The sequence below is a fragment of the Zarconia sp. genome (assembly GCF_057467645.1).
On sequence record NZ_JBRJXU010000165.1, the window covers coordinates 1 to 13,927 of the forward strand.

Here is a 13,927-nt window from a genome sequence, read left to right on the forward strand (position 1 = left end):
CGTGAATGCCTAAAACCCCGAACAGTCAATGAATTCGGGAATTTTAGCTCGATCGCTCACTGTGGTGGAGATAAAATGGGTCTATTGATTGATACTGAAGGCTTTCAGCTATTTTGAGAAGGTTCTCATGAATAATCCAGGCTAGGGTGAGCATCGCCCACGCACTTTAAGTCAGTGCCATTCGTCGTAAGTCAGTCGTCAACCGTCTGTCCATTCTGCACTGTCCGCAGAGATGTTAACCCCTTCATCCAGGGTGATGCCTTCGAGATGCGCCCCCTCAAAATTGGTATCCGTGAGATTGGCTCGACGCAGGTTAGCCCCCTGTAAGTTCGCTCCGAGTAGATCCGCCCCTTGCAAGTTTACCCGTTGCAGGTTGGCTAATTTGAGATTCGCCCCTTGGAGGTTGGCCCCTTGTAAATCCGAGCCGCGTACGGCCGCTCGTTCGAGAATTGCCCCCCGCAAACTCACCCGTTGCAAATTGACGCCGAGCAAAATCGCCCCGAGCAGGTTCGTCCCCTGGAGGTTGGCCCCCCGCAAGTTGGCTCCCCGGAGAATTGCCCCCCGCAAATCGGCCCCCCGCAGATTCGACCCCCGCAGGATCGATCCGCGAAAATTCGTACCGAGCAAAATCGCTTCTCGCAAATCCGCCCCCCTCAAGTCCGTGCGGCGCAAGTTACCCTGTTGCAAATTCGCACCGTGGAGATCGACACTGCGCAGGTTGACATCTTGCAGGTTTGCTTCGAGTAAATTGACCTGTTGCAGGTTGGCGCGCTGTAGGTTAGCCCCTTGTAAGTTGGCGCCGAGCAGATTGGCCCGTTGCAAGTTAGCATCGCGCAAATCAGCCCGTTGGAGATTAGCGCCGCGCAGATCGACTTCTTGTAAATTCGCCCCGATCAGGTTGGCACCGAAGAAATTGGCTCGGTACAAATTTTCTCGGGGTAAGGCGCAGTTTTGTAAATCCAGAAAACTGAGACATTCTAATAGAATATGGCTATGCCACCCAGTTCTGTGGCTTTTGAGTCTCGACATCCAGGCGCAGAATACCTCTGGGGAAGGCCACTGAATGAGGGAAACCGTTTGCGTGAAGCGAGCGCATAGATTCAACAGGGCCAGTAATGCCTCTTCTGCGTTGCGCGCCAGGCGGCTTTCTTCGGAGTAGGAGGGTCTGGGATCGAGCAGTTCCATGGGCATTCCCCGATCGAGCATAAATTCGATCGTCGCCCCCAGAGTTTGCTGCCATTGGCCGACGCGATCGAAAATTTGCAACTGAATTTCGTTTTCCAGAAAGGCAAAGATATTGCGATCGATGGGGGCGGCCCCGCAAACGCTCGCCCAGTATTTGAGGGCAACTCGAGAGTCCCACCCTTCATCTGGATCGCTGCGGCAACGTTCTAGATTACTGCGAACGCGCTGGACTTCGCGGACGATGCGTCTGGCAACGAGGTATTCTCCAAAGCTGTCGTGGGTAAATTCTAAAGTGGTGTCGTCGGAGAATTCGATGGCATTGTCCTCGTGATTCTGTTTGAAGTAAAATGCTCCGAAAAATCGCTTCAAGCCCGCTTCCGAGTCCGATCGCACCCGCCGCACCAGTCGTTCTAAACCGCGTTTTTGACAATCGCGTTCGAGTTCGCTCCAGGAAATTTGACCGTTTCGATGCCAAATGGCTAGGGCAATTTCTTCGAGCAGGCGGATAAAATCCGCTCGGGAGAAATCGGAGGCAGACCCACGATCGCTCGTCCAATCCCGTTCGTACACCACGTCGAGTAAATCTGCGTAAATGAGATTGAGGTTGAGTTGCTCGCCAAACTCCACTTTGCCTCGGGTAAAACTGAGGGCGACCAAATAATTGAGCAGGGGATTGGCGGTAATGGCGACTAAATTTCCTCGGTTGAGGACTTCGGGAATCTCATCTTCGCTGCGACCTAGGGCCTTGCTATAGCGCTCCCACCACATCTGGCGCAAATCGAGATCGAGTAAACGATCCGGATCGATGTAGATGTGACTGGGTTGGGATTTTTGGGAGGTTGGAACGAAATAGGGGAGAAGATGCAGGATTTGCGCGTCCCTGGGAAACTGACCGCGACTGCCGACGATCGAGAAATCTTGACCGCTGAGTAAAATTTGGAGGCGGGTTCCTCGATAATTCAACCATTCCAGTTTTTGCTCGATTTCTTGCAGGAACTTTTTTTTCGTTTCGAGATCCGAGCGTCCGGAGATTTTCAGTTCGTCAAATCCATCAAAAATAATCAACGTACGCGATTCTCCCCGGTCTGGATCGAGGGGATTTTCCGCCAGAAAGGGATCGTCTCGCACGAAGGCACCGATGGCTTCGATTAAGTCGATTTCCAGGTTCAATTGATGGAGCGGCACTAATAAAACGGGAAACTTGACTTTTCGAGCCTGTTTGGCGGCAAAAATTTGACAGAACGAGGATTTTCCGCTGCCGGGTTGACCGGCGATCGCCCGCAAGGCATCTCGGGGATCGGCTTGATTTAACCAAGCTTCTAACTCTAAATCGAGATCGATGACTCTACGTTCGACGGGGGTTTGGCGACTCCAATCTCCATGGAGTTCGACCTCGGGTTGGTGGGCTTCTTTAATTTCGTAATACGCCCTTAAGGGCACGTACACTTGTTTCAAACCGAGTTCCGACAAAAACATCGGCGCGTAAACTCGTTCTTGCAGCCAACCGCTATAGCGCAACCATCCCCGCTCCCGTTCGATCGCCTTCGCAAACGGCGTATCGAGTTCCTCTTTGAGACAGGTATAATCGCGAGAACGGGCTTGCCATTCTTGAGTTAATGCCCCTAAAAAATGGTTGGGAAAGCGACTCACGATCGCTCGAGACAAACTCTCGTCCACCCCAAAAATTTGCAGCCACTGACAAAAAGGTTCTCGAACTTTTTCTAAGATTGATAGTTCTTTAGGACGGTTAAAAAAGTCAGAATTTAGTCTAAAAACTAGCGTTTCTAAGGAGATATCTAATGTCTGATAAAACGATTCGATCTCATTCGAATCGACGTCTCGTTCGAGGAGTTCTTTCCGCTCTCGAACCATGGCAAAAAGCGTTTTAATTAACGAGCGATAAATGAGCAACCATGAAATTTGACTGATGTCCGATTGCCAAATAACGGCGATCGACTCATCGACGAGCTGAGATTCGGGAGTCTCTCCACCTTCGAGCTTTCCTTCGATTGCCGCCTGACTTAACGCCTGAAAAATGAGTTTAAAGCTAGATTTTAAAGGTCGATTCCAATCGGCTATTGGCTTGGTTACTGCTCGTTGTCTGGAGTTTCTAATCATCGATCGCGGTTGACAATAATTGTTTGGTTTATCGGAAGTTTTATCTCAGTTTTATTTCTGAGATTTTTAGGTGGGAAATTTCAGACTCGAACCCAAGCCTGACAATCGTGCTGAAACCCGATATTTCCTGAGTCTGGGTATGTTTTTCGAGTCAATTGGAAATGATTCTGGGGACTTGGAGAAGTCTAGATTATAATTTGACACAAAGATTCGATCGTGCCAACTGGGGTGCGATCGCCCTTGAAATTTTCCCCTGATGTTGTATCTCAAAAGCGAGTGCCCAATTCGCAATATTGTGGAGAGAACGCGAACGAACTCGGTGCAAAATATACCCTCAAATTTGCCCGCAAATGTACCCTCACCATCCTAATGGCAGCCCCGAACATTTCGATCGGGAAACCCTTGAGAAGACACGAGGGATTGGAAGGGTTCAAACTCGCCGATCTCCAGCCGCTTGGGAGAGTCCTTCCAGGGCAAATGCTTCTAACTCGGCATCGTTGACTTCCCGCGCGATGGTCAAACTGCGCTCGAAAAGTTCGGTAGCTTGAGGTAGATCTCCCAAACCTAGGTAAGCATAACCTAAGAAGGCCAAGACTTCCCCAACCCCTCGTCTATCCCCCGTTTCTTGAAATAAACGTAACGCCTGTGGCAGCGACTCTTCAATCGCCAATCGTTCCTGCTGCGCTTGAAGCTGTTCGATACCGACGCGCAGGAGGGTTTGCGCCTCCTCAAGACGGCGAGTTCTGGCATTTTGGGCTTGAGAGAGTCCGTTCGTCGCCGTGGCAGCCATTGGCTCGTCTTGGAGTTCCTCCGCAATCGCCAAACTGGCCTCAAACGATGCGATCGCCCCCATCAAATCTCCCAATACGAAGGAGGCAAATCCCACGCTCGCCAAGGCATGACCCTCCCCAGAGCGATCGCCGATTTCTCGGGCTAGCTCTAGACTCTGGCGGCTGTAGTCCAGGGCGCGATCGACATTGCCCAGAATATTATGAACGGCTCCGAGGCTGTTGAGATCGGAGACCTCCCATTCTCGATTGCCTTCGGCGCGGGAAATATCGAGCGCCCTTTGGTGATACTCCAGGGCTTGGGGATAATCGTTGAGAAACTCGTAAGCCATGGCGAGGTGGGTGAGCGCCCGTCCCTCTCCCGCGCGATCTCCCCCTTCTACAAACAAGTTGAGGGCTTCTTGAAAGGATGCGATCGCTCCTTGCGCTTGGGCATTTTGGAGTTGCACCATCCCCCGCTCTAGCAGCTGTACCCCTGCATCCTCATTTTCTACCTCCCTCGGGACGATCTGGGCAGATACCAAGGGAACCGAAAATAACATCCCCAATCCCAGCAAAATCGGCGTCACGAGTAATGGCACCGCACCTCGAAATAAAGACTTCCAATGCATGAAATACATACTCGACACTTACTACCGTCATTTATTGTATCGAGTTGAGTTCCCGGCTTTTTTGGGGTGGGAGCGGTTTCGGAGACTTCGGGGGCTTGGGAGCAGGGGAGGTAGAGGAGGCAGGTGGGACAAGGGAGAGGAGAATCATTCAATTCACCATTCCCCGTTCCCCATTCCCTATTCCGATCGAATTCTAACCTTGCAAAAACCGTACCAACTCCTGTAACTTCTCCCAAGCCGCGCCGCTGGCGAGGATTTCCTTTGCCCGTTCGACCCCTTGACGATGTTCTCCCAGGGCGATCGCACCGGCAACCTGAAGTGCGAGGGAGGCGTTGAGTGCCACGGCATCTTGCTGAGCTGCCGTTCCCTTCCCCTGCAAAACGTTCGTCAAAATCTCGACGTTGCGATCGACTTCTCCCCCCCGCAGTGCCTCCGTTGGCGCGCTGGATAACCCGCAATCTTCGGGGTTTAATACGGTTTGCATCACCTTACCCTCCCCCAGAACGGCTAAATCCGTTAAATCCGCTAATCCTCCCTCATCGAGCTTTTCTCGTCCGTGGAGAACGATCGCCTTTTCGATTCCCAACTCTCCCAAAGCACGAGCAATGGTTTCGAGCAGCGCCGGATCGTACACCCCCATCACCTGACATTTCGGGTGCAGGGGGTTGACGAGGGGGCCGAGCAAATTGAAGATGGTGCGCACTTTGAGGGTGCGTCGCAGGGGAACCACAGCTTTCATCGCCGGATGCCAGCCGGGGGCAAACGCAAAGGTAATTCCCACTTCGCCCAGGGCCGCCGTTACCCGCTCTGCAGGAGCTTGCAGATTGACTCCTAAGGCTTCCAAGACATCGGCAGACCCGACTTTACTCGATGCCGATCGATTTCCATGTTTGGCGACGGGAACGCCAGCAGCGGCGGCAACAAACGCAACGGTCGTGGAAATATTAAAGGTGGATGCGCCATCGCCCCCCGTGCCGCAGGTGTCGAGAACGGGATAGGAAAAGCGATCGGTTGCTGGGGCGGAGATTTCCACGGATTGTTCCTGGAGGACGCGCGCCATCCCCACTAACTCATCGGTGGATACGCCTTTCATTTGCTGCGCTGCCAGAATCGCCCCAGAGAGAACGGGGGGAATCGATTCGTCGAGCCAACCTTGCATCAGTTGACTGGCTTGGGTTTGGGAGAGGGATTCCCCGTCGAGCAGTTGTTGCAGTAGACTCGACCAATTGGTTTGGGGGGCAGCCGGTGAGGAACTCATAGTTCAATCGATGAGAGCAAATCTTTAGATTCCGAGGGATGGGGGAAATCTTATCACGATGGATGAGGCTTGGGGAAAAATGGACAACGAACAATGGGTCAGTTGCGATGTTCTTCCTCATCTCCCCATCTTTCCCTCGCCGCGTCCGGAGCGTCTTCCCCATACCCCACACCCCATCCCTAACGAATGCCCATAAAAGAAAACCCCCTTCCCCAGGAGCTGGGGAAGGGTGGTGCTCCTTGCAAGCAACTAGGTAGCCCGCAGCTTGCGCTGCGACCTTCCTTAAATTTATCGAACTTTTAGGGAGATCGAAAGAGACATCTCTGAATTTTTTCGGATTTTCGCGAGGTCGATCGTCTCGTATGCCTTGAAAAATCACCAATACAACCGTGTTAATACGTATAATTTTTTTTTGTTATTTTTCTTAATTACGTATCATTACGGATACATGAAGAAGGGATTGGAACCCGTTCGATTCTCTCGATGTCTTGTGATGCCCCGTTTCAAAAACCAGAACCCGGTTGCTGGAGAAATTCTTGTTCCTCTGGGGTACTTTCCCGTCCGAGAATGGCGTTGCGATGGGGAAAGCGTCCGAATCGTTCGATAACTCTGAGATGGCGATCGGCGTAGTCAATGGTAGAGGCGCTATCGGGGTCATCTGCGAGGGTCTCGAATAAGGCGACCGATCGATGCTGGTGTTCTAAATGTTCGCTATGCTCGAAGGGAAGATAGAGAAACCAGCGCTGCACCGGGAGCAGTTGTTCGTCGAATCGATCGCCAACGGCGCGTTCGGCAGCTTGTAGAGCCATGGCATCGGTGGCGAAGGCGCGAGGCGTTCCACGAAAGATATTGCGCGGAAATTGGTCGAGAAGCAAAATCAGAGCCAAGCAAGAGTTGGGATCTTCTTGCCAGTGCGCCAATACTCCCTCAGCGGCTAAGTTGCAATCGGCATTGAAGCGATCGCGCACCATGGCATCGAAGCGGGCTTTTTTGCGAAACCAAATTTTCCGGGGTTTTCCCCAGTCAGCATCTCCTGGCGTACCGAACCAGAATTCTAAGATGGCAGCCGCTTGAGAGTCGATCGCTTTATCGGAATTTGTGCCTATCATCCTCAACCCTTATCGCGTTTTCAGACGATTTACCGATCGATTTATCAAAAAAAATAAAATCTTAATTAATCTTAAAAAACTCTTAAAAAGTTTTAATTTCACTTTTGCTCCTGAGATTTTACCGACCTTCAAATCGAGTAAGCGGGGCGTCACAAATAAAACCCGATTCAATTACGGGGATTTTTCAGTAAATTTCCAGTCGATCGCGTTTGAGTCTCAAGCAAAAAAAATAGGGATCGCGAGAAAATAAATGATTATTGATGAATATGAGAAAAAATAAGCTTTTTTAGCATCTAAAAACTAACGATAGTTTGCTTGATTTTTAGTTTCAACGATATGATATAGCCACCGAACGTCGGAGTGTAATGAAGACAGAAAAAAAATCTCATCTTAGTTTTTTTCAACTCTTAAATATGAGTGCGGGGTTCTTCGGCATTCAGTTTGGTTGGGGACTGCAATTGGCGAATACGAGTGCGATTTTCGAGCATTTGGGAGCCAGAGCCGATGAAATTCCGATTCTGTGGTTAGCGGCACCGTTGACGGGATTGCTCGTGCAACCCATCATCGGCTATGCGAGCGATCGCACGTGGTGCAAATTGGGTCGGCGACGGCCTTATTTTTTGGTCGGGGCGATCGTGAGTTCGATCGCTCTGATTGCCATGCCCCACTCCTCAACCCTGTGGATGGCAACGGGGTGTCTGTGGATTTTAGATGCCTCCAACAATTTGAGCATGCAGCCGTTTCGCGCCTTGGTGGGAGATTTACTCCCCCCGGAACAGCGAACCCAAGGCTTTGCCCTGCAAGGTTTATTTACCGGTGCGGGAGCAGTTTTGGCTTCGATGTTTCCCTGGCTGCTCGGTCATGTTCTGCGAGTGACCGATGCCACTGCTCGTCCCATTCCCCTGCGCGTGGAAATGGCATTCTATATCGGTGCGGCTATTTTTCTGAGTACGATTATCTGGACGGTATTTACCACCGAAGAAGTGCCCCCAGAACCGACCCAAAAACGGGAACCCCAACCCAGTGCCCAGGAAGGGTGGCGCGCCATCGGTCGCGATATTCTCGAAATGCCAGAAACGATGAAACAGCTTGGCTGGGTGCAGTTTTTCTCCTGGTTGGGAATGTTCTGCGTCTTTCTCTATTTCCCCCCAGCGGTGGCGCACCATATTTTCGGTGCAACCGATCGCCACTCGTTACTCTATGCGGAAGGGATTGAATGGGCAGGGTTGTGCATGGCAACCTATAACGGAGTCTGCGTTATCTTTTCCTTCATCCTGCCCCAACTTGCGAACCTCATCGGCCGCAAGTTCACCCATTCCTTTTGCTTGTTGTGCGGGGCGATGGGCCTGATGTCTTTGTGGTTTGTGAGCGATCGCTATACGCTGTTTATCTCCATGATGGGGGTGGGCATTGCTTGGGCGAGTATGCACGCGCTGCCCTTCGCCATGGTGGTCGATTCCCTGCCCCAAAATCGCCTGGGCAGTTATATGGGAATTTTCAATGCTTTCATCGTCTTGCCCCAAATTACCATCTCGGTGGGATTTGGATGGGTGATGAGTCATGTCCTGGATAACAATCGCTTGCTGGCGGTGGTTCTCGGTGGGGTGGCGATGCTCGTGAGTGCGATGCTCGTCCTGCTGGTGGAAGATGAGGAAGACACCGCAGTCGACCTCCCGGAAGCAGCTGGAACCTTTGGCGGTGGGTAACAAGTTGTAAGTAATAAGTAATAAGTTTGTCGGGTGGGCAGTTTTTCGCGCGGGGATTTCACTTTGAGACTCGCCATCGAACTGCCCACCAATCCGACTGGGTTGTATCGGAAGCGCAAACTGCCATACAGTCAAAATCACTTCATGTCTGCAATCTCCATCTCCGGAAAACCGCCAATCGCCCAAATTACAAGCAAAGATTATTTTTTAAGTTTTTTAAGATTAAAAATTTTTATCAATAGAGGAAATTTACCCCCAAACATGGAGCGATCGAAACCTCGAATTTTCTAGCTCTCCAGGATGTGGTAAAATCAAGGAAACAAGGGCTTATTGTGTCTATTTTTCTCTTCGTCGGCATTTTAAAACCCGAAAAGTACTGAAACTACGTCAAATCTAAAGTTCGATTGCTGAAAACTGACCGCGAAAAAATTCTCTTCGCGACCTAATCTTGTGTGCCAATTTAAGCTGGGTGGCACAAGCAAGCAACTAAAAGTATGTTTTTGTGCGTAAGTCCAACCGACTGGAGATTCTATAGACATTTATAGATGCAAGAACATTAATCCATAGAATATGGAAATATAACACTCCACCTCGCTCTAAAAAAGTTATGGCAGTTGCCACCACACAGAGGACCGTCTCATCTCACAAGAGCATCTACTCTATCCCCAGCTCTCCCAGCTCACACCCACACTCGCCCGTCATTCCGGAACGACACCCGGCACGAAGGACTCGAAGAACTGATTCACATTGTCATTCCCGTCAATTGGCGCAGCTTGTTCCACCCCCAACAGATACAAACGCCGATCGAGAATATAAGCTCGAAACGTCCTCACCACATTTGGCTGACTCAGGCGAATCTCCCGACCGGGGCCGCTGCGATCGCTTAACGGGCGATCGTCCGTCAACTCGGCTTCAAATCCAGCAACCAACGCATCTCGCACCTGAACCAAAAGCTCCGATTCCCTGACATTGACCGAATCGGGATAGTCGCCGTATGCAACCAAAAACCACTCCCCCTCTCCTTCTAAGGTGACCCCCACCAATTCTAGACTCGCCGCCGGGGTGACGAGAATCTCCGGATTGGGAGTTACCATCGGTTGTCCGGGCATCGCCACGGCAAATCGTCCGTCCGCAGAGGTGACTTGCAACCATTCCGAGGTAGAATCATCGATGGTCAGCAAATCCGAATCGCGATCTCGATTCTCGTTGAGGCGTTGAATTTCTCGATCGAATTGTTCTTCTCCATCTTCAAAAAAACTGGGGTCGCCCGGACGATACTGTGCAGCTGTATCCGGGATATTACGGAGAAGAATAGACAAAAACGCTATGCCGACTACAGCCGATCGAATGAGAAGAAACAACATAAAGTTTCGGTAAACTTCCAAATTTAAGTATTTTGACGGTTTCATTTTACCTACTCGGGGCTTCATCATTAATTTTACGTAACGTATGATTTTAAAGGGAACGTTTCTCTACCGCGAAAACCAGACAAAGCGCAAAACCTAACCGCTCGTTCCCAAAATATAAAGTCGTTGTTTTTCTATCTATCGCTAAAATCGGGTGCTAAAAACGGGTGTGGAGAGAGAGTTGCATGCCACGTTAGGTTGCGGTTCGAACCGTCTGGGTTGTCATCCGCTTGTTCTATAGTACTCAGCCCACCTTGAAGTATTTCGTACAGTCATAAGTTTATGGTCGATCTAGTTTTATTTTGGCATCGACGAGATTTACGCATCTCGGACAATGTCGGTTTAGCTGCTGCTGAGGAACTCGGCTCGAGGGTCGTCGGTGTATTTTGCCTCGACCCAGATATCTTGCAACGGGACGATATTGCTCCTGTTCGCATTCAGTACATGCTGGCGTGTTTGCAGCATTTGCGAGAAGCCTACGCCCGTGCCAACAGCCAACTGCTAATTTTGCACGATCGATCTTCTCAAGCCATTCCCGAATTAGCCGCCACCCTGAAAGCCGAGATCGTCGTTTGGAACCGGGATATCGAACCCTACGCCAAAAGTCGAGATCGCAGCGTGGCTGAAGCCCTAAAACAAAATGGTATTGCCGTTCAAACCTATTGGGATCGGCTGCTTCACGCCCCCGGCGAAATTCTCACCGGTTCCCAAAAACCCTACACGGTGTACACCCCATTTTGGAAAAACTGGAGTCGCCAGGAAAAAGCCGATCCGGTACCCACCTTGGAAACCACCCAGGGACTCACGGAAACCGAACTCGAAGCGGCCGAGAAAGTGGGGGCCGGTCACCTACCCACTCCTAAAGAGTTGGGGTTTGTCTGGGATGCCCCCTTACCCCAAGAACCGGGAGAGACCGCTGCGACGGAAGCACTAAACCAGTTTATCGACGGTCCCATTTTCGACTACCAGGAACAGCGTAACTTCCCAGCCGTGGATGGTACCTCCCAATTGAGTGCGGCATTTAAATTCGGCACCATCAGCATGCGTACCGTCTGGGCGAAAACCCTCGAAGCTCTCGAACGCTGTGGCAGCGACGAAGCCCGCGATAGCGTTATCGCGTGGCAACAGGAGTTAGCCTGGCGGGAGTTTTACGAGCACGTGATGTACTTTTTCCCCGAACTGGCAGAAGGTCCTTACCGAGTGCGATGGCAGAATTTCCCTTGGCAGGACGATCGCCATCTCTTTCAAGCTTGGTGTGAGGGACGTACGGGATACCCGATCGTCGATGCGGCCATGCGCCAACTCCACGAAATGGGGTGGATGCACAATCGATGCCGGATGATCGTTGCGAGTTTCTTAACCAAAGACCTGATTATTAACTGGCAGTGGGGAGAAAAATTCTTCATGCAACATCTGATCGATGGAGATCTATCGGCTAATAACGGTGGTTGGCAATGGAGTACTTCGAGCGGCATGGACCCGAAACCCTTGCGGATTTTCAACCCAGCCTCTCAAGCCCAGAAATACGATCCCGATGCAGAGTACATTCGGCGTTGGCTACCGGAATTGCGTTCCGTGGATACGAAGTACTTGGTGACGGGGAAAATTCCCCCAAGTCAACTCGATGGTTTAGATTATCCCGCCCCGATCGTCGACCACAAAAAACAACAAGCTCACTTTAAAGCACTCTACCAACAAACGAAAGTCACCCAAATGAAAGCCAGTTGAGAGTTGGGGGTTTTGGGAGCAGGCGTTGCTTGGGGAGAGGGAACGCTCAATTGTCCGACTCGTCCCCTTATCCTCCCCCGATCGGGTTACCGAGTTTCCATTTACTCTACCGGAAGGCCGAATTCCAAATTGCCCCCATCTCGGTAAGGCTCGAATTCCACCTTCAGTCTCACGTCATCGTCGCCGATGAGGGTCTCGAAGACGGAATCGTGGTAGAGAATATAGGAATTTGTCTGCCGCGGAAATCGGCCTCTAAATTCTCTGTATTCGGGTTGGGGGGGAGTCGTCGAAAACGGGTTGGGAATTTGAGGGACGATACTGCTAACTTCTCCCGTCGTACCGCGCGGAACGTCGCTGACGGTGTCCACATCTTCGAGGGTGCGATTTTGCCCTCCCCGGTTGTCTTGACCCCAAACTGTCGGACAGCTCGAAATCCAAGTCCCGATCGCGATGGCGATCGCCAATTTTTGATTCATCCTGAAATTCCTCCACCGAGATTCGTACCGAATTTGGATTAACCCTTACTTCAATCCTAAGTGAATCCACTAGAGTTCGAGCGACACTTTACATATCTTGTTGGGACGTTCGAGGAATTCGGGTTTTGGAGGCAGAGGAGGCTAAATTCTTCCTTCTTCCCAACACCCCATTCCCCATTCCCCACCCTAAGAATGAAACGGAATGACCAGTAATGGAACTAGGGCAACCAATAAACCCATCAAGTTCCACAAACTGGCGGGTTTGGAGGCGGATGTTTCCATGAGGAGAGCATCGATTCGTTCTTCGAGGCGGGTTTGGGGGGTCGGACGACTGAAGGCAGCACAGAAGCTTTCCGACTGTTCCAGGGGCGATCGCACCACGAACAGCAAGGATTCTGCCAGTAAGAGGGGATCCACCCGACGGGCGGCCCATCGATCGGCCCGTTTTTCTCGCAGCAACAGCAACTCTTGCCACCAGGCTTCTGTATTGGGCAACCAAAAGGTACAGCGGCGAATCCAGCCCAACCAGAAGAACCAGAAGGTATCGCGGTAGTGTCGGTGGGCGAGTTCGTGGGCGAGAACGGCTTCGAGGTGTTCGTTGTCGAGGGTGTCTAGGAGTCCCCGACTGACCACTAACTCCGGCTGCCACAGGCCAATTTGAGCGCTGAAGGCAATCGCATCGTCTAGGAGGCGACCGGTTTGACCGGCAAAAGTCTGTTGGGGATAGGTGCGAATTCGCCGAATCGATCGCATCGCCTCTCGGACCAGAGTTGCCCACAACAGCACCGTGACTCCCAGAAATCCCACCGCGATCAGGTAACTGAGCCAACCGTCGTACCAACTCACCATGTTACCCCGAGTGCCCATACAGGCGATCGCCACTGCTGTCGCCACCAGCAACAGGGGAGAAAACAGAAAATATATCAAAGCCCGCTGCCACCGTTGACTATCGTCGAGAGTATCGTCGGGGACAAACCCTCTCATTGCCCAAGCCAATCCCGAAACCACTACAATCATTGCCAGGTGCATTATCCGTCCTCCCTGGCTTGGCGCGCGGCTTGCAGGCGCTGGGCGATCGCCTCGAGTTTGTCGAGGCTGGCGCGATCGAGACTATCGGCAAAGGCTGCCACCACATCGGGGTTGCCCACGGCCAGAAATTTCTGCAATCGATCGTGGGCTTCAATGGCTTGCCCTTCTTCCCGAGTGACCAACGCCCGCCAGAGAAATGCTCGTTTTTGCTTGTCGCACGTCAACCAACCTTTCTGGGCGAGGCGATTGAGGATGGTGGTGACGGAGGCGTAGGCGAGTTCTCGATCGGGATCGGCAAGGATGCGATCGTGAACTTCTTTAACCGTTGCCGATCCGAGGGTCTGAACGATTTCTAGAATTTCTGCTTCGAGGGGTCCGAGGGAGAGTTGCTTGGGACGGTAATCTGGCAGGGCAGCCATAGATTCGGAATAAGAGTTGGCTAGATTGCTATGGTGTATTCTACCGGATTGAGAACTCGGTGTAATTTTTGTTAATGATTTCTCTCAATTGTTC

At 51.5% G+C, this 13,927-nt stretch carries 10 protein-coding genes; 2 read left to right on the top strand and 8 right to left on the bottom strand.

The features are described 5' to 3' along the window. Positions 1-198 precede the first annotated feature (198 nt). The 4 genes from AC2215_RS24185 to AC2215_RS24200 form a co-directional block, all read right to left on the bottom strand. Positions 199-3,303, bottom strand: a complete 3,105-nt coding sequence (locus AC2215_RS24185; protein ID WP_486812584.1) for a pentapeptide repeat-containing protein — start codon at positions 3,301-3,303, stop codon at positions 199-201. Between the two features lie 430 nt (positions 3,304-3,733). Further along, positions 3,734-4,702 (bottom strand): tetratricopeptide repeat protein, encoded by a 969-nt coding sequence (locus AC2215_RS24190; protein ID WP_486812585.1) that lies wholly within the window; start codon positions 4,700-4,702, stop codon positions 3,734-3,736. Between the two features lie 193 nt (positions 4,703-4,895). After that, the gene (gene trpD, locus AC2215_RS24195) at positions 4,896-5,960 is read right to left on the bottom strand and encodes an anthranilate phosphoribosyltransferase (RefSeq protein WP_486812586.1); all 1,065 of its coding nucleotides are present in this window, start codon (positions 5,958-5,960) and stop codon (positions 4,896-4,898) included. A 503-nt stretch (positions 5,961-6,463) separates the two neighbouring features. Then, a complete protein-coding gene (locus AC2215_RS24200; RefSeq protein ID WP_486812587.1) occupies positions 6,464-7,069 on the bottom strand; it encodes a DUF924 family protein in 606 nt (201 codons plus the stop codon). Positions 7,070-7,434: 365 nt separating this feature from the next. Here AC2215_RS24200 and AC2215_RS24205 point away from each other — a divergent pair, with 365 nt between their 5' ends. Next, positions 7,435-8,775 (top strand): MFS transporter, encoded by a 1,341-nt coding sequence (locus tag AC2215_RS24205; protein WP_486812588.1) that lies wholly within the window; start codon positions 7,435-7,437, stop codon positions 8,773-8,775. Positions 8,776-9,473: 698 nt separating this feature from the next. On the opposite strand, the gene AC2215_RS24210 is transcribed toward AC2215_RS24205, so the two are convergent. Further along, positions 9,474-10,184 carry a hypothetical protein gene (locus tag AC2215_RS24210; protein ID WP_486812589.1) on the bottom strand — a complete coding sequence of 237 codons (711 nt, stop codon included), beginning with the start codon at positions 10,182-10,184 and terminating at the stop codon, positions 9,474-9,476. A gap of 279 nt (positions 10,185-10,463) precedes the next feature. Here AC2215_RS24210 and AC2215_RS24215 point away from each other — a divergent pair, with 279 nt between their 5' ends. Next, positions 10,464-11,909 carry an FAD-binding domain-containing protein gene (locus AC2215_RS24215; protein ID WP_486812590.1) on the top strand — a complete coding sequence of 482 codons (1,446 nt, stop codon included), beginning with the start codon at positions 10,464-10,466 and terminating at the stop codon, positions 11,907-11,909. Between the two features lie 101 nt (positions 11,910-12,010). Here AC2215_RS24215 and AC2215_RS24220 read toward each other — a convergent pair whose 3' ends face one another. From AC2215_RS24220 to AC2215_RS24230, 3 genes are all read right to left on the bottom strand, one after another. After that, the gene (locus AC2215_RS24220; RefSeq protein WP_486812591.1) at positions 12,011-12,385 is read right to left on the bottom strand and encodes a hypothetical protein; all 375 of its coding nucleotides are present in this window, start codon (positions 12,383-12,385) and stop codon (positions 12,011-12,013) included. Positions 12,386-12,571: 186 nt separating this feature from the next. Beyond that, positions 12,572-13,414 carry a M56 family metallopeptidase gene (locus AC2215_RS24225; RefSeq protein WP_486812592.1) on the bottom strand — a complete coding sequence of 281 codons (843 nt, stop codon included), beginning with the start codon at positions 13,412-13,414 and terminating at the stop codon, positions 12,572-12,574. Next, the gene (locus AC2215_RS24230) at positions 13,414-13,833 is read right to left on the bottom strand and encodes a BlaI/MecI/CopY family transcriptional regulator (protein ID WP_486812593.1); all 420 of its coding nucleotides are present in this window, start codon (positions 13,831-13,833) and stop codon (positions 13,414-13,416) included. Before AC2215_RS24230 ends, AC2215_RS24225 begins: the two co-directional genes overlap by 1 nt. Positions 13,834-13,927 lie beyond the last annotated feature (94 nt).

Bases quoted from the DNA above. Each gene is read 5' to 3' on its own strand.
- AC2215_RS24200 (WP_486812587.1), bottom strand. From the start codon at position 7,069: ATGATAGGCACAAATTCCGATAAAGCGATCGACTCTCAAGCGGCTGCC.
- AC2215_RS24205 (WP_486812588.1), top strand. From the start codon at position 7,435: ATGAAGACAGAAAAAAAATCTCATCTTAGTTTTTTTCAACTCTTAAAT.
- AC2215_RS24185 (WP_486812584.1), bottom strand. From the start codon at position 3,303: ATGATTAGAAACTCCAGACAACGAGCAGTAACCAAGCCAATAGCCGAT.
- trpD (WP_486812586.1), bottom strand. From the start codon at position 5,960: ATGAGTTCCTCACCGGCTGCCCCCCAAACCAATTGGTCGAGTCTACTG.
- AC2215_RS24190 (WP_486812585.1), bottom strand. From the start codon at position 4,702: ATGCATTGGAAGTCTTTATTTCGAGGTGCGGTGCCATTACTCGTGACG.
- AC2215_RS24210 (WP_486812589.1), bottom strand. From the start codon at position 10,184: ATGAAACCGTCAAAATACTTAAATTTGGAAGTTTACCGAAACTTTATG.
- AC2215_RS24220 (WP_486812591.1), bottom strand. From the start codon at position 12,385: ATGAATCAAAAATTGGCGATCGCCATCGCGATCGGGACTTGGATTTCG.
- AC2215_RS24215 (WP_486812590.1), top strand. From the start codon at position 10,464: ATGGTCGATCTAGTTTTATTTTGGCATCGACGAGATTTACGCATCTCG.
- AC2215_RS24230 (WP_486812593.1), bottom strand. From the start codon at position 13,833: ATGGCTGCCCTGCCAGATTACCGTCCCAAGCAACTCTCCCTCGGACCC.
- AC2215_RS24225 (WP_486812592.1), bottom strand. From the start codon at position 13,414: ATGCACCTGGCAATGATTGTAGTGGTTTCGGGATTGGCTTGGGCAATG.